Here is a 20,029-nt window from a genome sequence, read left to right as displayed (position 1 = left end):
GTTCATTTTATTCTGCATCCGGTTTGCACTATCTTTGCAGGGAATGCGAAAACAGGTTGCATAAAAATAATTAGTGTATGGGATTTTTTAGTTTTTTCTCCAAGGAAAAAAAAGAAACATTAGATAAAGGATTATCTAAGACCAAAGAAAGTGTATTTGGCAAGATTGCGCGTGCCGTGGCAGGAAAGTCAAAAGTTGATGATGAAGTATTGGATAACCTGGAAGAGGTGTTGATAACTTCGGATGTGGGCGTGGAAACGACACTGAAAATTATTGAACGTATCGAAAAGCGTGCAGCAGCCGACAAATATATGAATGCCACTGAGCTGAATCATATTTTACGTGATGAAATCGCAGCGTTGCTTACAGAGAATAATTCGGAGGATGTGGATGACTTTGAAGCACCGATTGCGAAGAAACCATACGTCATTATGGTAGTGGGCGTCAATGGTGTAGGGAAGACTACTACGATTGGCAAACTGGCTTATCAGTTCAAGAAAGCCGGAAAGTCTGTTTATCTGGGTGCTGCCGATACTTTCCGTGCTGCTGCTGTGGAGCAGTTGGTGATATGGGGTGAACGGGTAGGTGTGCCTGTTGTGAAGCAGAAAATGGGTGCTGACCCGGCTTCTGTCGCTTTTGACACACTGAGTTCCGCAACTGCTAATAATGCCGATGTGGTAATTATAGATACGGCAGGACGCCTTCATAATAAAGTCGGTTTGATGAATGAACTGACGAAAATCAAGAATGTGATGAAGAAGGTTGTCCCTGATGCTCCGAATGAGGTGTTGCTTGTGTTGGATGGCTCAACCGGGCAGAATGCATTCGAGCAAGCCAAGCAGTTCACTCTGGCAACGGAGGTTACGGCAATGGCTGTTACAAAGTTGGACGGAACAGCCAAGGGTGGCGTAGTCATCGGCATTTCAGACCAGTTTAAAATTCCGGTTAAATATATTGGATTGGGTGAAGGCATGGAAGATTTGCAGGTGTTCCGTAAAAAGGAATTTGTTGATTCACTGTTCGGGGAGAATGCATGAAACGGAAGACTATAGATATCATTACTTTAGGATGTTCTAAAAACCTGGTGGATTCGGAACATTTGATGCGCCAGTTGGAGGAAGTGGGATTCCATGTGACACATGATGCGGAAAGGCCGAAAGGGCAGATTGCCGTGATCAATACTTGCGGTTTCATTGGTGACGCCAAGGAGGAATCCATTAATATGATTCTGGAATTTGCACAGGCCAAGGAGGAAGGAAGCTTGGAGAAGCTTTATGTAATGGGCTGCCTTTCGGAACGTTATCTGAAGGAATTGGCCGTTGAAATTCCCCAGGTGGATAAATTCTATGGTAAATTCAATTGGAGAGAGTTATTGCAGGATTTGGGAAAGGCCTATCATGACGAGTTGCACATAGAGCGTACATTGACCACTCCAAAGCATTATGCCTATTTGAAGATATCCGAAGGATGTGACCGTAAATGTTCTTATTGCGCTATCCCTATCATTACGGGGCGGCATGTGTCGCGCCCGATGGAGGAGATACTTGACGAGGTGAAGTATCTGGTTGCACGGGGTGTAAAGGAATTCCAGGTTATAGCCCAGGAGTTGACCTATTACGGAGTAGATTTATATAAGAAGCAAATGTTGCCCGAGCTTGTTGAGCGGATTTCGGATATTCCCGGAGTGGAGTGGATACGCTTGCATTATGCTTATCCGGCACATTTTCCGACTGATTTATTCCGTGTGATGCGTGAGCGTGACAATGTATGCAAATATATGGATATTGCCTTGCAGCATATCAGCGACAATATGCTGCAAAAGATGCGCCGTCATGTGACGAAGGGTGAGACATATAAGTTGATAGAGCAATTCCGTGAAGAGGTTCCCGGTATCCATCTCCGTACTACACTGATGGTGGGGCATCCGGGAGAAACTGAAGCCGATTTTGAGGAGCTGAAAGAGTTTGTCCGTAAAGTGCGTTTCGATAGAATGGGGGCTTTTGCGTATTCGGAAGAAGAAGGAACGTATGCCGCTGCTGAATATGAGGATTCTATTCCCCAGGAAGTGAAACAAGCCCGCCTGGATGAGTTAATGTCTATTCAGCAAGGCATTTCAGGGGAGTTGAGTGCGGAGAAAGTAGGCAGGCAGATGAAAGTAATCATTGACCGGCTGGAAGGCGAATATTATATTGGACGTACAGAATTTGATTCTCCCGAAGTGGATCCGGAGGTTTTGATTGAGCGTGGAGACAAAGCGTTGCATATAGGTAACTTTTACCACGTAGAGATAGTAAATTCCGATGATTTCGACCTTTTTGGGCGAATAATTTAAAGATTTTTCCTTATCTTCTTGCTTATGTGAAGAAGATTTGCTAATATAGCACCGTAGTTCAATTTAAAGGCTTACATTTTGAATAACAAAGAGTTTACTTCTGAATTATCGCGGAGGTTAGGATACACATTGAAAGATACTTCTGAGCTGGTTGCTTCATTGCTGTCGGATATGGCACGGCAGTTGGAGGAGGGGAATATTATCTCTATACAAGGGTTCGGTACATTCGAAGTGAAAAAGAAGGCAGAACGTATATCTGTGAATCCGACTACAAAGCAGCGTATGCTGGTACCTCCTAAATTGGTGTTGACTTATAAGCCGAGTACATTATTAAAGGATAAGTTTAAGTAACCGGCTTTTAAAAAAATCTCCCGTATTATGAATGAGAAACTGAACATACAAGACTTGATTGACACGCTGGCTGAAAGGCATGGCATGAGCAAGAAGAATGCGGATAGTTTTGTGAAAGAATTCTTTCAGCTGATTGAGGAGTCATTGGAGAAGGATAAGTATGTGAAGATACGAGGTTTGGGGACTTTCAAACTGATAGATGTCGGGAGTCGTGAAAGCGTTAATGTGAATACGGGGGAAAGGTTTGAGATACAAGGGCATACAAAAGTGTCGTTTACACCGGAACCGGCCTTGAAAGATATTATCAATAGACCATTTTCGCATTTTGAAACTGTAGTTTTGAATGACGCTACGGTACTTGAGGATACCCTGCAGGAAAATGACAGTGAAGATGATGAAGATACTGAAATCAAAACTCTGGAACAAGAGGTGGAGGAGAAGGTTACCTTAGTGGAAGAAGCTACGATAGAAGAACCTTTGGTGGAAACTGTAATAGAAGAGCCGTTAATTGAGCCCGAACCGGCAGTTGAAGAGGAGAAACCGGAAAAAACGGAACCTGAAGCAATGCCTGAAAATATAGTTGCTGTTGAGCCGGAACCGTCTGAGCCAGTGATAAAAGATATGGCAGATTCTTCGACTATGAAATATTTTATAGGCATCGTTGTTTTTGTAGTGTTGCTGTGTGGTGGTGCCGTAGCTTTCATGTATTATCCGGACTTGCTTGACGCACTTACTGCAAAGCCTCTTGTAGAAGAAGTTGCAGACTCGGATGTGAGGGAATCTGTTACTGAAAAGGTGGAGGTTCCTGCCGGTCAAGACAATATTGCCTTGACAGACAGTATTGTTTCAAAAGATGTTGTAGCTCCTGCTCGGATAGATACTGTGGCAGAAACTGTTGCTGCAACAACTCCTACGCTTAAAAAAACTCCAAAGGAAAATGTACAAGTACAGTCTCCCACTCCTAAAAAAGAGCAAAAAAAGACAGTTGTACCGTTTGAACCGGATTCTGTGGGGTATACGATTGTGGGAACAGAAACCACTTATACCATCAAGGAAGGGGAAACGCTGACTAGGGTAGCGCTTCGTTTTTATGGAACAAAAGCTCTTTGGTCTTATATCGTGAAGCATAATCCCGGTGTAATCAAGAATCCGGATAATGTGCCTTATGGTACTACTATCAAGATACCAAAATTGGCCAAGAAGCAGTAAAAAATTACTGCTTCTTTTTTTGTTAAATACTAAACTCTATGAAAGTAGTTTAATCTAAAGGTTTCGCATAGTTTTTTAATAAAAATTAGTTGGTATGGTTAATTTATTCCCGTACTTTTGGGAGCGAAAAAATAATTACCGGTTCAAAACCGGATAAATGAGGAAATTAAACATTAAAAAAATAGAATGATTTATGGCTGAAACAATTGACATCCGCGAACTGAATGAGCGGATTGAAAGACAAAGTGCTTTCGTTACCAATCTTACCACAGGTATGGACCAGGTCATTGTAGGACAAAAGCATCTGGTAGAGTCGTTGTTAATTGGTTTGTTGTCCGATGGACACGTGTTGTTGGAAGGTGTGCCCGGTTTGGCAAAGACTTTAGCTATCAAGACGCTTGCTTCGTTGATTGATGCGCAATACAGCCGCATTCAGTTTACGCCAGACTTGTTGCCTGCCGACGTAATAGGTACAATGGTTTACAGCCAGAAGGATGAAACGTTCCAAGTAAAAAAAGGTCCGGTCTTCGCAAATTTTGTTTTGGCTGATGAAATCAACCGTGCTCCCGCCAAAGTACAGAGTGCTTTGCTGGAAGCCATGCAGGAACGTCAAGTTACTATCGGCAATGAAACTTTCGGGTTGCCCAAACCATTTTTGGTGCTTGCCACGCAGAATCCTATTGAGCAGGAAGGTACTTATCCGCTGCCCGAAGCGCAAGTGGACCGTTTCATGCTGAAAGTTGTAATTGACTATCCGAAGCAGGAAGAGGAGAAACTGATTATTCGCCAGAATATCAATGGAGAGAAGTTCAACGTGAAGCCAATCTTGAAGGCTGACGAGATTATCGAAGCCCGCAAGGTGGTTCGCCAGGTATATCTGGATGAGAAAATCGAAAAATATATTGTCGATATTGTATTTGCTACTCGTTATCCGGAAAAATACGATTTGAAAGAGCTGAAAGACATGATTGGTTTCGGCGGTTCGCCCCGTGCCTCCATCAACTTGGCCCTGGCTGCCCGTAGCTACGCGTTCATCAAGCGTCGCGGTTATGTCATTCCGGAGGATGTGCGCGCTGTGGCACACGACGTACTTCGCCACCGTATCGGCTTGACTTACGAGGCGGAAGCCAGCAATATGACATCTGATGAAATCGTCAGCAAGATACTGAACAAGGTTGAAGTGCCCTAACGCATAATAGAGGTTTTCGTAAACTTGAGGTTTACAATCCAATACCTGAGGTTAGCGTCGTAAACCTTAGGGTTGAGTACCGAAAACTTCACCCCTTTTCATAGGGAAGTTTCTGTTATAAACTAAATTGCGCTTGTGTGCTTAAATGAGATTATTAAAATAAATCAATGGAAACAACAGAACTTTTGAAGAAAGTCCGTCAGATTGAGATAAAGACGCGCGGACTGTCCAACAATATCTTTGCCGGGCAGTATCACTCTGCCTTCAAGGGTAGAGGTATGGCATTCTCCGAAGTGCGCGAGTATCAGTTTGGCGACGACATACGCGACATTGACTGGAATGTGACCGCCCGCTTCAACAAGCCTTACGTCAAGGTGTTTGAGGAGGAGCGCGAATTGACAGTGATGTTGTTGGTAGATGTTTCCGGTAGTTTGGAATTCGGTACGGTAAAGCAGATGAAGAAGGATATGGTGACGGAAATTGCCGCCACACTGGCATTCTCTGCCATTCAGAATAATGACAAGATTGGTGTCATCTTCTTTTCGGACCGGATTGAGAAGTTTATTCCGCCCAAGAAGGGACGTAAGCATATACTTTACATCATCCGCGAACTGATAGATTTTCATGCGGAAAGCCGGAGGACGAACATTCGTCTGGGCTTGGAGTATCTGACAAACGTAATGAAACGCCGTTGCACGGCATTTGTCTTGTCCGACTTCATCGACCAGGAAAGTTTCAAGAACGCCATGACCATTGCCAATCGTAAGCATGACCTGGTTGCCGTTCAGGTGTACGACCGTCGTGTGGAAGAATTGCCTCCCGTGGGACTGATGAAGATTAGGGATGCCGAGACGGGACATGAGCAGTGGATTGACACCTCCTCGCGTGCCGTGCGTCGTGCCCATCATGACTGGTGGGTGAACAAGCAGGCGGAACTGAATGAAACGTTTACCAAGAGTAATGTCGACAATGTGTCGGTACGTACCGACCAGGATTATGTCAAGGCATTGATGAATTTGTTTGCGAAACGAAATTAATCGGAAAATGAAAAGATATTTATTTCTGATAGCGTTATTAATAGCATGGTCGGGAAGGGTAGTAGCCCAGTCGGTAACGGTAGATGCTACGATTGACTCTTTGCAGATTCTTATTGGAGAGCAGGCAAAGATAAAGCTTCAAGTATCTCTAGATGCCGATAAGCGTGCCATATTCCCGGTATATACCGATACGCTGGTGAATGGGGTTGAAATTATTGATGTGGCCAAACCGGATACGCAATTGCTGAATGATGGCCGGCGTGCATTGATAACTCAAGAGTATACAGTTACCTCTTTTGATTCGGCTCTTTATTATCTGCCGCCTATGGAAGTGACGGTGGATAATGAGAAGTATCGCTCCAAAGCGTTGGCATTGAAAGTATATTCGGTGAATGTCCCGTTAGATCCGGAGAATCCGGAACAGTTTTTCGGTCCCAAAACAGTGATGCAAGCGCCTTTTGCTTGGGAAGACTGGTATGGTCTTATGGCTTGTGGTGCGCTGATTATCCCGATAGGGATATTGCTTGTCTATCTGATAATGCGTTTCTTCGACAATAAGCCTATTATCCGTAAGGTGAAGGTAGAACCTAAGTTGCCTCCCCATCAGTTGGCTATGCAGGAGATAGAACGTATCAAGAATGAGAAGGTATGGCAGAAAGGGGAGCCGAAGGAATATTATACGGAATTGACTGATGCTCTTCGTACATATATAAAAGACCGTTTTGGTTTCAATGCTTTGGAAATGACTTCTACGGAAATCATAGATAAGTTGCTGGAAATGAAAGATAAGGAAGCTCTATCAGATTTGCGTGAATTGTTCCAGACTGCTGATTTGGTGAAATTTGCCAAGCATAATCCATTGGTGAACGAAAATGACGCTAACCTGATTAATGCCATTGACTTTATTAATGAAACCAAGGAGAAAGAAGAGGAGAATGCTAAACCGCAGCCTACGGAGATTACCATTATCGAGAAACGTTCTTTGCGTACCAAGATTTTGCTGGGAGCGGGTATTGTAGTGTTGGCTGTAGCCCTTGTCAGTTCCTTGATATATATTGGATTGGAGTTGTATAATTATTTTGCTTAATACTGAAAAAGTGACTTCAATCGGATATACATGAGTGAAAAATGAGGGATGTTTGGAGCGAAGCTGAATTGTAAATCGTTAAATCGTACATAAATATGGTTTTTGCCAATATTGAATATTTATTTTTGCTGCTGTTGCTTATACCTTATATAGTATGGTATATTATGAAGCGGAAGAATAGTGAAGCTACGCTTCAGATTTCGGATGCCCGTGTGTATGCCCATACCCCTAAAAGCTATAAGAACTACTTGCTGCATGTACCGTTTGTATTGCGGATAATTGCCTTGATACTGATTATTCTTGTTTTGGCACGTCCGCAAACCACCGATAGCTGGCAGAACAGTGAGATTGAGGGTATTGATATCATGCTTGCCATGGACGTTTCTACCAGTATGCTGGCCGAAGACCTGAAACCTAACCGGTTGGAAGCGGCGAAGGATGTAGCGGCAGAGTTTATTAACGGACGTCCGAATGATAATATAGGTATAACTTTGTTTGCTGGAGAAAGCTTTACGCAATGTCCATTGACAGTAGACCATGCCGTATTGTTGAACTTGCTTAAAGATATGAAGTGCGGGCTGATTGAAGACGGAACGGCAATCGGTATGGGGATTGCCAATGCCGTTACCCGTTTGAAGGATAGCAAGGCAAAGTCGAAAGTCATTATTCTGCTGACGGACGGTGTCAATAATAAAGGTGATATTTCTCCTTTGACAGCTGCTGAAATAGCCAAGAGCTTTGGCATTCGCGTTTATACTATTGGGGTAGGAACCAATGGTATGGCTCCTTATCCTTATCCGGTAGGTGGAACAGTGCAATATGTCAATATGCCCGTCGAAATTGATGAAAAGACTTTGACACAGATTGCTGGAACAACGGAAGGTAACTATTTCCGTGCCACCAGCAACTCGAAGTTGAAGGAAGTGTATGAGGAGATAGACAAGCTGGAGAAAACAAAATTGAATGTAAAAGAATACAGCAAGCGCCAGGAAGAGTACCGCTGGTTTGCGTTGGCTGCTTTCTTGTGCGTATTACTGGAGGTACTGTTACGCAACTCTATATTGAAGAAGATACCGTAAAAAGGAGAATGTCTTTTAGTGTATCAGTCATTGCGTAGCCAAATTGTAAATTGTAAATTGCTAAATTGTAAATAAAAAGATGTTTCGATTTGAAGAACCTGCATATTTGTACTTGTTGCTGTTGCTGCCTTTATTGGCGGCCTTCTACTTGTACTCCAATTATCGGAGGAGGAAAGCCATTCGTAAGTTTGGTGACCCTATACTGATGGCACAGCTAATGCCGGATGTTTCCAAATACCGTCCGGATGTGAAGTTTTGGTTGGTTTTTGCGGCTATCGGGTTGTTCACGGTACTGTTGGCACGTCCGCAGTTTGGTTCCAAACTGGAGACGGTAAAACGTCAGGGAGTGGAAGTGATGATTGCGTTGGATATATCCAATTCCATGCTGGCACAAGACGTACAGCCAAGCCGCTTGCAGAAGGCAAAACGGCTGGTGGCACAGTTGGTAGATAAGATGCAGAATGACAAGGTCGGTATGATTGTTTTTGCGGGTGACGCATTTACCCAGTTGCCTATTACGAGTGATTATATTTCCGCCAAGATGTTTTTGGAGTCCATCGACCCTTCGCTGATTTCCAAGCAGGGTACGGCAATTGGAGCTGCAATAAATCTGGCTGCCCGGAGTTTTACACCTCAAGAAGGGGTGGGACGTACTGTTATTGTCATCACCGACGGTGAAAACCATGAAGGTGGTGCCGTAGAAGCTGCTAAGGTTGCTGCAGAGAAAGGTATCCAGGTCAATGTATTAGGGGTAGGTATGCCCGAGGGTGCCCCCATTCCAATAGAGGGTACTAATGATTATCGTCGTGACCGTGAAGGTAATGTAATCGTTACTCGCTTGAATGAGCAGATGTGTCAGGAAATTGCTCAGGCGGGAAATGGTATTTATGTGCGCGTAGACAATACCAATGGTGCACAGAAAGCGATTAGTCAGGAAATCAATAAGATGGCAAAGGCAGATGTGGAAACACAGGTGTACACGGAATTCAATGAACAGTTTCAGGCAGTGGCATGGATTATTCTGCTGTTGTTACTGGCTGAGATGTTGATATTGGAGCGCAAGAATCCTCTGTTCCGCAACATTCATTTATTCTCTAATAAGAAATGATGCGTATGTTACAGAAAAAATATATTGGAATAGTTTTGCTGCTGTTAGTGGCAGCTTCAGCTTCTGCACAGAAGGCGGAACGCGATTATATCCGTAAGGGAAACCGTTTTTTTAAGGATAGCGTATATGTGGATGCAGAAGTGAACTATCGGAAGGCTTTGGAGGTAAACCCGAAGTCAACGGTTTCCATGTTCAACTTGGGAAATACATTGACCCAGCAGAACAAGCTGCAGGAAGCGATGGAGCAATATGTGGGAGCTACCAAGATAGAAAAGGACAAATCGAACTTGGCACAGATTTATCATAATATGGGAGTCATCTTTCATTCTCAGAAGGATTATGCAAAGGCGGTAGAAGCCTATAAGGAGTCGTTACGCAATAATCCGAAAGATGATGAAACGCGCTATAACCTTGCTTTGGCACAGAAACAGTTGCAAGACCAGCAGCAGAACCAGGATCAGAATCAAGATCAGGATAAACAGGACCAACAGAAGGAGCAGGATAAACAGCAGGATCAGCAGAAAGACCAGCAACAGAATCAAGACCAGCAACAACAACAACCTTCTCAGCCGGAAAAGAAAGATAATGAGATGTCTAAGGAAAATGCCGAACAGCTGTTGAACTCTGTCATGCAAGACGAGAAGGATGTGCAGGATAAAGTGAAAAAGCAGCAGGTACTTCAAGGAGGTCGTCTGGAAAAAGATTGGTAACAAACATAATAGGAATAATATATGAGAAAAATAGTTTTCTTATGGATAGCACTGATTGCAGCCAGTATGAATGCCTTTGCCGATGGCAAGGTATCGTTTACTGCGTCTGCTCCTGACGCTGTGGCGGTAGGAGACCAGTTCAGACTGTCGTATACGGTGACTACACAAAAGGTAAGGGATTTTCGTGCTCCTTCTATGAAGGGATTTGATGTGTTGATGGGGCCCAGCCGCTCGCAACAGAGTAGCGTGCAGATGATTAATGGGCAGACGACTTCAACCAGCAGTATTACATTCACTTATATTTTAATGGCGACTGCAGAAGGTGATTTTACCATTCCAGGAGCCACTATCACTGCTGATGGTAACCAAATGGTTTCTAATTCTGTACGAGTAAGGATTCTTCCGGCAGATCAGGCTACCAATGGAGCATCCTCAGGAAATGGTGGCGGACAGAGCAGTGGCACTGCCAGCCGCGCTTCTTCCGGGACATCTGTATCGAATAGTGATTTGTTTATTACAGCTACTGCCAGTAAGACGACGGTGTATGAACAAGAAGCATTCCTATTGACATATAAGATATATACCTTGGTGGACTTGCGTATGTTTGACAATGTGAAGTTGCCCGACTTCAAAGGATTCCATTCTCAGGAAGTGGAACTTCCTAATGACAGAAGATGGGGATTGGAGCATTATAAAGGTAGAAATTATCAGTCTACAATCTATCGTCAGTTTGTGTTGTTCCCACAACAAGCCGGTAAGTTGACGATTGATGCTGCACGCTTTGACGCTTCCATTGCAAAGGCTACACAAGTTGCTGATCCGTTCGAGGCATTTTTCAATGGAGGAAGCAATTACGTAGAAGTTAAAAAGACAATTTTGACTCCGCAATTGACGATTGACGTAAAACCCTTGCCAGTAGGTAAGCCAGCTGATTTTTCTGGAGGAGTGGGAGAGTTCAATATAACTTCTTCTATCAATAGTACAAATGTCAAGACCAATGATGCCGTTACTGTCAAACTTGTCATCTCTGGTACCGGCAATCTGAAGTTGCTTTCTAATCCGGAAGTCAAATTCCCCGAGGATTTTGAGGTATATGATCCGAAGGTGGACAATAAATTCCGTCTGACAAATTCGGGCCTCTCCGGTAGTAAGGTCATTGAGTATCTGGCAATTCCCCGTAATGCGGGAACTTATAAGATTCCTGCCGTAAAGTTCAGTTATTTTGATATTAATTCCCGTTCGTATAAAACGCTGACTACGGAAGAGTATGAATTGCATGTGGAAAAGGGAGCAGGTAATGCAGCTCAGACCATTGCAAACTTTACAAGCAAGGAAGACTTGAAAGTATTAAACGAGGATATTCGTTTTATCAAGCAGAATAATGTCACTTTGTCTCCCAAAGGTGATTTCTTCTTCGGTTCGTTGACGTATTGGTTGCTTTATTTGATACCGGGTATTGCATTCATTACATTCTTTATCATCTATCGTAAGCAAATAGCAGCCAATGCAAATGTAGCAAAGATGCGTACTAAGAAAGCCAATAAAGTGGCGGTGAAACGTATGAAACAAGCTGGTAAATTATTGGCCGAGAATAAGAAAGACGCATTTTATGATGAGGTTTTGAAGGCTCTTTGGGGGTATATCAGTGATAAACTGAACATTCCGGTATCCCGTTTGTCTAAGGATAATATCGAAGAGGAACTTCGTAATTATGGTGTGAATGATGCGTTGATAAAGGAATTCCTCGATGCATTGAACAACTGTGAGTTTGCCCGCTTTGCTCCGGGTGATGATAACCAGGCTATGGATAAGGTATATTCAGCTTCTTTGGAAGTTATCAGCAAAATGGAAAACTCGATAAAACATTAATCAGGAGGAAATGGTAATGAATAGAATATTGTTTTTTACTCTTAGTCTAGTGATGGCAATTACTGCCTATGGGCAGAATCCTGCATCTGTAGATACATTACAGACTGGTAGTGACTCTACATCCGTCGGTTCACATGCGGAATTCTCTGCTGCAAGACAAGAAAGCAATGTGACAAAGGCTGAAGGTGACAGCGCCTATATACGGAATGATTATGCTTCTGCCATTCAAATATATGAGAATCTGTTAAAGAAGGGAGAGGCTGCAGAGGTCTATTATAATCTTGGCAACAGTTATTATAAGGCAGATGATATAGCAAAAGCTATATTGAATTATGAGCGTGCCTTGTTGTTGGAACCTGGTAATGCTGATATTCGTGCAAATTTGGAAATAGCACGTTCTAAGACAATCGATAAGGTAATCCCAGTTCCTGAGGTTTTCTTTGTATCTTGGACTAAATCGTTGATTAATTGTCTTAGCGTAGATGCATGGGCTAAGTTGGGGATTGTGTTCTTTGTACTATTACTCGTTTCATTCTATCTCTTTTTCTTTTCAAAACAGATTATGGGGAAGAAAGTGGGATTTATTGCAGGAATAGTATTCCTGGCTCTTGTTATATTGAGTAATGTGTTTGCTGCTCAGCAGAAAGGCGAACTGATGGAACGTAGTGAAGCTATAGTGTTAGCACCTAGTGTCACAGTGCGTAGTACTCCCAGTGAAAGTGGTACAAGTCTGTTCATTCTTCATGAGGGACGTAAAGTTGAAATAAAAGACAACTCTATGCGTGAATGGAAAGAAATTCGTTTGGAAGACGGTAAAGTAGGGTGGGTTCCAGCTTCCGCCATAGAAGGTATTTAAATTTTCCCTATATTCTAAAAACAGCTCGTATAAGCCCGATAATTCTGCTTTATACGAGCTGTTTCTGTATGTTTTTAGGAGCTTTTTCTTCGTATTTATAATTCTGTATACTTCATTAGTGTCCCATTAAAATTGGGACGAATTAAAAATTAAACAAACTTGGCCCATTTGGTCCGAATCGTTCTTTGTCATTTTGAAATTTAGTTTTATTAAAGAGGTCTCTCAGATAAGTCTTATCAGTCAATGAGATGCTCAGTATTTGTAACACTTCATATGTACTTCTGTCCAGTTGCATATCGTGTTGAATGATTGCCACCAAACAGTAAGCGCATATAGCAGCATATATCTGTATTCGAACAGCATTCTCTGTAGTTCCCCAAAATCTTTTGATTTTAAGGTGCTGCTTGAGCCATTTGAAAAACAGCTCTACCTGCCAGCGATTTTTATAAAGTTCAGCAACTTGAAGCGCAGATATATGCATCGCATTGGTTATGAATATAAATTCTCGTTCTTGTTCTTCATCCCAATATTTAACCAGCCTAAGTGGCTCTGGGTAATATTGTTTAGGATAGAATCCTGTCAGAAGTACACTCGCGTCTGAAAGCACATTCTTAGGCAGCCTACGTTTCCATTGGATGGATTTGTACCCGAGATTCTTTTTTGCTCTGACAACAAAGTAGGCTTCAATTTGATGAATTTTATACAGCATTTTGAAGTTGCTATAACCGCGGTCAAAGATGTAATAAGAGCTTGGTTCATAAGGAATTTCAATCATGACTTTAGAATCGTGTACGGATGCTTCCGTGATATGAAAGAATGCAGGAATCTGTGTTTCCACATCATATAATGTATGCACTTTAGTACCACCTTTCTTTTTGCGGAATTTTGCCCACCAAAAGACTGAAAGGCACAGGTCAATAGTTGTCGAATCGAAAGCATAAACGTTACCGCCAAGTTTGAAAATATGATTAGCACACTTTTGTCGTGCTTCGCTAACTAGGTAGTAAGCATATTCTTCAAAGATGTGATAGTCTCTATCTTGATTTGCTCTTGCCAGCGATGACTTTGATACATTTTTACCCATTCCTAAATGATAACATTTGGAATGATGAGCTTCAAGAGCAACTATCAAATCTCGCAGACTTTCACGATTAGAAAGTTGGCCAAATATCAAAGCAAGTAGTTGATTCCAGCAGGTGAAGTGCTTCACATATTTATCGCCATCATACTTGGTGACTATGCGGTTAAACTTACTTCGATTCAGAAATGAAGCCAATTGAGCGAAAACGTATTTGTCTTGGAACATATGCCATCGGATTAATCTGATGCAAAGCTACAAATTCAAGTCCGTTCGCTCGGAGAATAGCTGTAACTAACTAAATTTCAAATATTTCAAAGAACTCTTTTAGATTTTAATGGGACAGTAATGTGTATACTTAAAAAATGATTATTTTTTGGAGAGGCAATATTCTTTTTGAAAAAAGATAAAGAAATAGTTTGTTTTATCCTTTTTTTTCCTTAAGTTTATAGCGTGATAATAAAAAATACAGAGTATTAACCATTAAATTTATGAATATGAGAACAATAACATTTAATGAATTACGTAAGATTAAAGACTCATTGCCTAGTGGTAGTATGCATAGAATAGCCGATGAACTTGGACTGAATGTTGACACTGTAAGAAATTTTTTCGGTGGACACAATTTTAAGGAGGGGAAAAGTGTTGGGATTCACTTGGAACCTGGACCAGATGGTGGATTGGTTATGATTGATGATACTACTGTTTTAGAGCGAGCTTTAAAAATTTTAGATGAAATGGCAGGTAAGACTGAAGAAGCTGTTCGAGCTTAAGAAGAGAAAGTTAGAAGAATCCCAATTGCTGACAACAATTGGGATTTCTTATTTGTTTTAATCTCAAAATCAATGATATATGGAAGATAAATTAGTTACTTTGGCAATCTTAACGTACGCGAAAGCTCAAATATTGAAGAATGTTCTTGAAAATGAAGGTATTGAGACTTATATCCACAATGTAAACCAGATACAACCAGTTGTTTCTTCTGGTGTACGTGTGCGTATTAAGGAGAGTGACTTACCCCATGCTCTGAAAATTACTGAAAGTTCTGCATGGTTATCTGAAGAGGTAGTGGGGGGGAAGTCACCTAAACTGGAGAAGATTAGTAATAAAGTGCTAATTCCAGTGGATTTTTCCAATTATTCTTTGAAGGCTTGCGAGTTCGGTTTCAATTTCGCTCAGAATATAGGTGCAGAAGTTGTTTTGCTACATGTTTATTTTACTCCTATATATGCAACTTCTTTGCCATACGGAGATGTATTTAACTATCAGCTAAGTGATGAGGAGAATGTAAGGAGTATCTTACAAAAAGTTCATGCTGATTTGAATGAATTATCTGATAAAGTAAAAGAGAAGGTAGCTTCCGGCGAGTTTCCAGATATTAAATATACTTGTGTTTTGCGTGAAGGTATTCCTGAAGAAGAGGTACTCCGCTATACCAAGGAATATCGGCCACGCATTATCATAATGGGAACTCGTGGTAGAAATCAGAAGGATATTGATTTGATTGGCAGTGTAACAGCTGAAGTGATTGAACGTAGCCGTGTACCGGTATTGGCCATTCCTGAAAATACTCCATTCAAGCAATTTTCTGAGGCTAAGCGTATTGCATTTATTACTAATTTTGATCAACGTGATTTAATAGCTTTTGATTCGCTAATAAATAATCTGAAATCATTTAAGTTTTCAGTGTCTCTGATACATCTTTCTGATGTTCAGAATACATGGAATGAAATAAAACTGGCTGGTATTAAGGAATATTTTCAAAAACAATATCCACAATTGGAAATACACTATGATGTGGTAAAGAATGATAATCTGCTTAGTAGTTTAGACAGTTATATCAAGAGTAATCATATTGATATTATGACATTAACTTCTTATAAAAGAAATATATTTTCGCGCTTATTTAATCCTGGTATTGCCAGAAAGATGATTTTCCATTCTGATACACCATTGTTGGTAATTTACGGAAGACCGAATACGTAGGTGTTGAATTGGATATATATGGTTTGATCAATATCAGGATTATGTTTAATATAATGCCGGGATAATTTAATCTAATTTTAGTTCTTCTTCTCTCTCACTTAAGAAATAATATTCTTTACTTTCTTTCAGAATAATAAAAGCCTAATTAAATTATTAATTAGGCTTTTATTATTCTGAAAGAAAGTATTACATCAACTTTTCAATTTCTTCGAATTCAGGGCCCATCTGCAAATTATAATACACTCTATATAGACCATTTAACCATAAATCTTTTTGATCAGGTTTCAGTTCTCTTGCCTTTTCATAATAAGGTTTTGCCTTTTCATAGAAAGTCTTCAGAGTAGCTTGGTCTTCTTTATACTTAGGATCATTAATATCTGTAGTTGCTTTTTCTGAGAAATCTTGTGCTTGTAAGCAGTAAATTAAACCTAAATTAGAGTATGCTTCTGCATAATTAGGATCTACTTCTATAGTTTTCTTATAGAATTCAATAGCTTTATCATAGTCCTTCATATTGTGATAAAGGTAGCCTTTTACATACAAATAGAATGTATTGTTAGGATCTTTAGCCAACATATCATCAGCAAACTGCATAGCCTCGTCATATTTGTTGTTATTGCTATAATAATCAATCAAATGACCGAAGAAGAATGAATGTTCAGGATATTTCTGGATACCTTCTTTCAAAGAAGCAATCCATTTAACAGTATCACCTTCGGCTTTCAATGCAGTAGAGATAAATTCCATAGCGTATTTCCCAACTTCTTTATCGTCTTGCGCATAAGGAGCATACTTCAAAATACTAGGATAATCTTCCATCTTAGCAGCTGCTAAACTTGCATAATATGCTATTTGAGGTAATACAGTATCTGTTTGTAACAGATTTTCCTTTTCAAACATCGGGTTGATAGCAATATCAATGTAGGTTGCAAAGAAATCCAACGCTTTTTTATTGCCTTCCTTGGCTGCATCGCCTTCTTTTTGTGAGGCCAAATTAAAGAATTGGATGCCGCCATTGATCAGATTGCCGCGTTCTGCTAAAATTGTAGCAGAATTAGATTTTCTATATTTATTCTTGATTTTGCCCTTTTCATTGGGAATTTGTGCTAATTCGTCACATTTGAAGTAGAATTTACACATGTTTAATGCACTATTATATACCTGAAGAGTGTCATAAGGTTTTCTCAGATAGGCATTTTCCATTTCTTTCTCACTTCTTTTTCTTTGGATAAGACCTGCTACATCCCACGTTTCGGCATTGTCCTTTGTTTCGGGATTAGTTAAAGCTTGATTTATCAGTTCCTCTGCTTTGGCAAAGTCAGGATTTACTCCGTTAGCAATACTTTTAGCCTCTTTTACGTTCTTTTCTTGGGCGAAAGTAAAACTTGCGGCAAGTAGTAAAACCATTGAAAATAATACTCTTTTCATGATTGTAGAAAATTTAAATTAATATTATGTCTATTCTTCATTTTCACTGTTTACCTCGTTCTGAGGGCTTTCAAGGGTATTTTCTTCCCCCTCCTCTATAAGTTCCTCTTCATTTTCTGAAGTGACTTTGCATACAGAGCCAATTTCGTCATTACGTTTCTCAAGGTTGATTAGGCGTACACCTTGTGTAGCACGTCCCATGATACGAACATCGGCAACTTTCAGACGGATGGTAATACCGGATTTATTAATAATCATCAAGTCATTTTCATCTGTAACAGACTTGATCGTTACTAATTTACCCGTTTTATCGGTGATATTCATTGTTTTCACACCTTTACCTCCACGATTGGTTTTGCGATAATCTTCAATATCCGAACGTTTGCCATATCCTTGTTCCGATACAACCATAATTGTTTCCGCCTCAGGATCTTTGATGCATATCATACCTACTACTTCGTCTTGACCGTCCTCATCCAATGTCATGCCACGTACACCGGTGGCAGTACGTCCCATAACACGCACAGCACTTTCATGGAAACGAATGGCACGTCCGTTACGGTTGGCAATGATGATTTCATTGTCGCCGTTTGTCATACGCACTTCGATTACACGGTCGTCTTCACGGATAGTGATAGCATTTACACCATTTTGGCGAGGGCGTGAATACTGCTCAAGCAATGTTTTCTTAATGACACCATTTTTGGTACAGAACAATACATAATGGCTGTTGATAAACTCTTGGTCGTTCAGGTTCTTCACGCGCAAATAGGCGTTTACAGCATCGTCAGAGTCGATATTCAACAAATTCTGGATGGCGCGACCTTTCGAATTCTTAGTACCTTCAGGGATTTCGTATACCTTCAGCCAGTAACATTTACCTTTCTGTGTAAAGAACATCATGGTATTATGCATGGTTGCAGGATAAATATGCTCTACAAAGTCTGCATCGCGGGTTTCGGTACCTTTGGAGCCTACCCCACCACGGTTTTGCGCACGGAATTCGCTCAGCGGTGTACGCTTGATGTATCCCATGTGTGAGATGGTGATAATCATTTCATCATCTGCATAGAAGTCTTCCGGATTGAATTCTTCTGATGAGTAGACGATTTCTGAGCGACGTTCGTCACCATACTTCTCTTTTACTTCAATCAGTTCATCTTTAATGACTTTGCGGCAGAGTTCGTCATTGACAAGGATCTCTTCCAAATAAGCAATCTGCTTCTGAATTTCCTCATATTCGGCGTGCAGTTGGTCTTGCATCAGGCCTGTGAGCTGGCGCAAACGCATTTCAACAATAGCACGTGACTGAATTTCACTGAGTTGGAATCGCTCCATCAAACCAGATATCGCATCATTCGGTGTTTTAGCAGCACGGATAATCTTAATTACTTCGTCGATATTATCAGATGCAATGATTAATCCTTCCAGAATATGTGCACGTTCTTTGGCCTTGCGCAAATCGTACTGAGTACGGCGGATGACTACGTCGTGTCTGTGCTCAACGAAGTATTTTATCAAATCTTTTAGATTCAACAGACGTGGACGGCCATGTACCAATGCAACATTGTTCACACCAAAAGATGTCTGCAGCATTGTCATCTTGTAGAGCTTGTTGAGTACAACGCTGGCATTTGCATCACGTTTTACATCAATAACGATACGCATACCTTCACGGTCGGATTCGTCATTAGCATTGGCAATACCTTCAATTTTCTTTTCGTTGGCCAAATCGGCTATATTCTTAATCAATTCAGCTTTGTTGACGCCATAAGGAATTTCTGTCACAACGATTTTATCGTGCGTCGAACCAGTCTCAATTTCGGCTCTAGCACGCATTATGACACGTCCGCGTCCCGTGAGATAGGCTTCGCGAACACCGTTCATACCGTATATATAGCCTCCGGTCGGGAAGTCGGGAGCTTTAACATACGTCATCAACTCTTCTATATCGATGTCATTATTTTCGATGTATGCAATACAAGCGTCAATAACCTCAGATAGATTATGAGTCGGCATATTGGTAGCCATACCTACAGCAATACCAGATGCACCATTTACCAAAAGATTTGGAATACGGGCCGGCATGACGGTAGGCTCTTGCAGAGAGTCATCGAAATTGTTCTGCATGTCAACAGTCTCTTTTTCAAGGTCTGTCATCATGTCTTCACCAATTTTTCGCAAACGACACTCGGTATAACGCATGGCAGCAGCGCTGTCACCGTCTACTGAACCGTAGTTACCTTGTCCGTCTACCAACATGTAACGCATTGCCCAAGGCTGAGCCATACGTACAAGAGCTCCGTAAACGGACAAGTCGCCATGAGGGTGATATTTACCTAATACTTCACCTACAACTCTGGCTGATTTTTTATAAGGTTTGTCGGAGGTATTTCCCAATCCCATCATTCCGAAAAGAATTCTTCGGTGAACGGGTTTAAAACCATCTCTAACATCCGGAAGGGCACGTGAGACAATGACCGACATAGAGTAGTCAATGTACGATGACTTCATTTCCTCCTCGATGTTAATCTTTATAATTCTGTCTTGTTCAAGCATTTAAAAAGATTATTAATTATACATTTTCGGGTTCGTGAAAAACCACGCTAAAGTACTGCTTTTTTACGATATACAAAAGTTTTCCTCCATAAACTTTGTTGCCTGCGGCATAAATATAGAAGTACTCCCTCCTTTCCTCCCCAAGTTGCCA

17 protein-coding genes are annotated in these 20,029 nt (G+C 41.1%); 14 read left to right on the top strand and 3 right to left on the bottom strand.

Going from position 1 to position 20,029, the window contains the following annotated elements; all coding sequences use genetic code 11:
• Positions 1–77: 77 nt before the first annotated feature.
• The 12 genes from ftsY to JXR92_RS13440 all read left to right on the top strand — a co-directional run bounded on the left by ftsY (position 78) and on the right by JXR92_RS13440 (position 12,827).
• Positions 78–1,037, top strand: coding sequence for a signal recognition particle-docking protein FtsY (gene ftsY, locus JXR92_RS13495; RefSeq protein ID WP_005827738.1), 960 nt, complete (start codon positions 78–80; stop codon positions 1,035–1,037).
• Complete coding sequence (rimO, locus tag JXR92_RS13490) at positions 1,034–2,332, top strand: 30S ribosomal protein S12 methylthiotransferase RimO (RefSeq protein WP_117964557.1); 1,299 nt, start codon at positions 1,034–1,036, stop codon at positions 2,330–2,332. The genes ftsY and rimO overlap by 4 nt, the downstream gene beginning before the upstream one ends.
• A gap of 78 nt (positions 2,333–2,410) precedes the next feature.
• Positions 2,411–2,683: an HU family DNA-binding protein gene (locus tag JXR92_RS13485; protein WP_117600868.1), complete on the top strand. Its 273-nt coding sequence runs from the start codon at positions 2,411–2,413 to the stop codon at positions 2,681–2,683.
• A gap of 27 nt (positions 2,684–2,710) precedes the next feature.
• Positions 2,711–3,892 carry an HU family DNA-binding protein gene (locus JXR92_RS13480; protein WP_138346333.1) on the top strand — a complete coding sequence of 394 codons (1,182 nt, stop codon included), beginning with the start codon at positions 2,711–2,713 and terminating at the stop codon, positions 3,890–3,892.
• 193 nt (positions 3,893–4,085) lie between these two features.
• On the top strand, positions 4,086–5,081 hold the full coding sequence (locus JXR92_RS13475; RefSeq protein WP_057256497.1) for an AAA family ATPase: 996 nt from the start codon (positions 4,086–4,088) through the stop codon (positions 5,079–5,081).
• 167 nt (positions 5,082–5,248) lie between these two features.
• Positions 5,249–6,118, top strand: a complete 870-nt coding sequence (locus JXR92_RS13470) for a DUF58 domain-containing protein (RefSeq protein ID WP_005827747.1) — start codon at positions 5,249–5,251, stop codon at positions 6,116–6,118.
• Positions 6,119–6,125: 7 nt separating this feature from the next.
• The gene (locus tag JXR92_RS13465; protein ID WP_117600866.1) at positions 6,126–7,205 is read left to right on the top strand and encodes a hypothetical protein; all 1,080 of its coding nucleotides are present in this window, start codon (positions 6,126–6,128) and stop codon (positions 7,203–7,205) included.
• A 95-nt stretch (positions 7,206–7,300) separates the two neighbouring features.
• Positions 7,301–8,284 carry a vWA domain-containing protein gene (locus JXR92_RS13460; protein ID WP_005827750.1) on the top strand — a complete coding sequence of 328 codons (984 nt, stop codon included), beginning with the start codon at positions 7,301–7,303 and terminating at the stop codon, positions 8,282–8,284.
• 79 nt (positions 8,285–8,363) lie between these two features.
• Entirely contained in the window at positions 8,364–9,392 is a 1,029-nt protein-coding gene (locus tag JXR92_RS13455) for a VWA domain-containing protein (protein WP_117600865.1), read from the top strand.
• Complete coding sequence (locus JXR92_RS13450; RefSeq protein WP_117600864.1) at positions 9,389–10,102, top strand: tetratricopeptide repeat protein; 714 nt, start codon at positions 9,389–9,391, stop codon at positions 10,100–10,102. Before JXR92_RS13455 ends, JXR92_RS13450 begins: the two co-directional genes overlap by 4 nt.
• 21 nt (positions 10,103–10,123) lie before the next feature.
• Positions 10,124–11,971: a BatD family protein gene (locus tag JXR92_RS13445; protein WP_138346330.1), complete on the top strand. Its 1,848-nt coding sequence runs from the start codon at positions 10,124–10,126 to the stop codon at positions 11,969–11,971.
• 10 nt (positions 11,972–11,981) lie between these two features.
• Positions 11,982–12,827, top strand: a complete 846-nt coding sequence (locus JXR92_RS13440; RefSeq protein WP_117600862.1) for a tetratricopeptide repeat protein — start codon at positions 11,982–11,984, stop codon at positions 12,825–12,827.
• Positions 12,828–12,969: 142 nt separating this feature from the next.
• Here JXR92_RS13440 and JXR92_RS13435 read toward each other — a convergent pair whose 3' ends face one another.
• Positions 12,970–14,133 carry an IS4 family transposase gene (locus JXR92_RS13435; protein ID WP_119961547.1) on the bottom strand — a complete coding sequence of 388 codons (1,164 nt, stop codon included), beginning with the start codon at positions 14,131–14,133 and terminating at the stop codon, positions 12,970–12,972.
• Between the two features lie 269 nt (positions 14,134–14,402).
• On the opposite strand from JXR92_RS13435, the gene JXR92_RS13430 reads away from it, so the two are divergent.
• Both JXR92_RS13430 and JXR92_RS13425 read left to right on the top strand, forming a co-directional pair.
• Entirely contained in the window at positions 14,403–14,678 is a 276-nt protein-coding gene (locus tag JXR92_RS13430) for a DNA-binding protein (RefSeq protein ID WP_085929906.1), read from the top strand.
• Positions 14,679–14,757: 79 nt separating this feature from the next.
• Entirely contained in the window at positions 14,758–15,891 is a 1,134-nt protein-coding gene (locus tag JXR92_RS13425) for a universal stress protein (RefSeq protein ID WP_117601673.1), read from the top strand.
• A gap of 186 nt (positions 15,892–16,077) precedes the next feature.
• Here JXR92_RS13425 and JXR92_RS13420 read toward each other — a convergent pair whose 3' ends face one another.
• Complete coding sequence (locus JXR92_RS13420) at positions 16,078–17,319, bottom strand: tetratricopeptide repeat protein (protein WP_117964559.1); 1,242 nt, start codon at positions 17,317–17,319, stop codon at positions 16,078–16,080.
• A 30-nt stretch (positions 17,320–17,349) separates the two neighbouring features.
• Positions 17,350–19,878, bottom strand: a complete 2,529-nt coding sequence (gyrA, locus tag JXR92_RS13415) for a DNA gyrase subunit A (RefSeq protein ID WP_117976680.1) — start codon at positions 19,876–19,878, stop codon at positions 17,350–17,352.
• Positions 19,879–20,029 lie beyond the last annotated feature (151 nt).

It is taken from the genome of Bacteroides parvus (genome assembly GCF_017309675.2).
Taxonomy (GTDB): Bacteria; Bacteroidota; Bacteroidia; order Bacteroidales; family Bacteroidaceae; genus Bacteroides; species Bacteroides uniformis.
The sequence above is the reverse complement of the archived record's forward strand: the minus strand, read 5'-3'. Positions and strand labels throughout refer to the sequence as shown.

Excerpts from the sequence above, each read along its gene's own strand:
- JXR92_RS13440 (WP_117600862.1), top strand. The coding sequence starts at position 11,982 with ATGGTAATGAATAGAATATTGTTTTTTACTCTTAGTCTAGTGATGGCA.
- JXR92_RS13455 (WP_117600865.1), top strand. The coding sequence starts at position 8,364 with ATGTTTCGATTTGAAGAACCTGCATATTTGTACTTGTTGCTGTTGCTG.
- JXR92_RS13465 (WP_117600866.1), top strand. The coding sequence starts at position 6,126 with ATGAAAAGATATTTATTTCTGATAGCGTTATTAATAGCATGGTCGGGA.
- ftsY (WP_005827738.1), top strand. The coding sequence starts at position 78 with ATGGGATTTTTTAGTTTTTTCTCCAAGGAAAAAAAAGAAACATTAGAT.
- JXR92_RS13435 (WP_119961547.1), bottom strand. The coding sequence starts at position 14,133 with ATGTTCCAAGACAAATACGTTTTCGCTCAATTGGCTTCATTTCTGAAT.
- JXR92_RS13450 (WP_117600864.1), top strand. The coding sequence starts at position 9,389 with ATGATGCGTATGTTACAGAAAAAATATATTGGAATAGTTTTGCTGCTG.
- JXR92_RS13470 (WP_005827747.1), top strand. The coding sequence starts at position 5,249 with ATGGAAACAACAGAACTTTTGAAGAAAGTCCGTCAGATTGAGATAAAG.
- JXR92_RS13420 (WP_117964559.1), bottom strand. The coding sequence starts at position 17,319 with ATGAAAAGAGTATTATTTTCAATGGTTTTACTACTTGCCGCAAGTTTT.
- JXR92_RS13475 (WP_057256497.1), top strand. The coding sequence starts at position 4,086 with ATGGCTGAAACAATTGACATCCGCGAACTGAATGAGCGGATTGAAAGA.
- JXR92_RS13445 (WP_138346330.1), top strand. The coding sequence starts at position 10,124 with ATGAGAAAAATAGTTTTCTTATGGATAGCACTGATTGCAGCCAGTATG.
- gyrA (WP_117976680.1), bottom strand. The coding sequence starts at position 19,878 with ATGCTTGAACAAGACAGAATTATAAAGATTAACATCGAGGAGGAAATG.
- rimO (WP_117964557.1), top strand. The coding sequence starts at position 1,034 with ATGAAACGGAAGACTATAGATATCATTACTTTAGGATGTTCTAAAAAC.
- JXR92_RS13460 (WP_005827750.1), top strand. The coding sequence starts at position 7,301 with ATGGTTTTTGCCAATATTGAATATTTATTTTTGCTGCTGTTGCTTATA.
- JXR92_RS13425 (WP_117601673.1), top strand. The coding sequence starts at position 14,758 with ATGGAAGATAAATTAGTTACTTTGGCAATCTTAACGTACGCGAAAGCT.
- JXR92_RS13480 (WP_138346333.1), top strand. The coding sequence starts at position 2,711 with ATGAATGAGAAACTGAACATACAAGACTTGATTGACACGCTGGCTGAA.
- JXR92_RS13430 (WP_085929906.1), top strand. The coding sequence starts at position 14,403 with ATGAGAACAATAACATTTAATGAATTACGTAAGATTAAAGACTCATTG.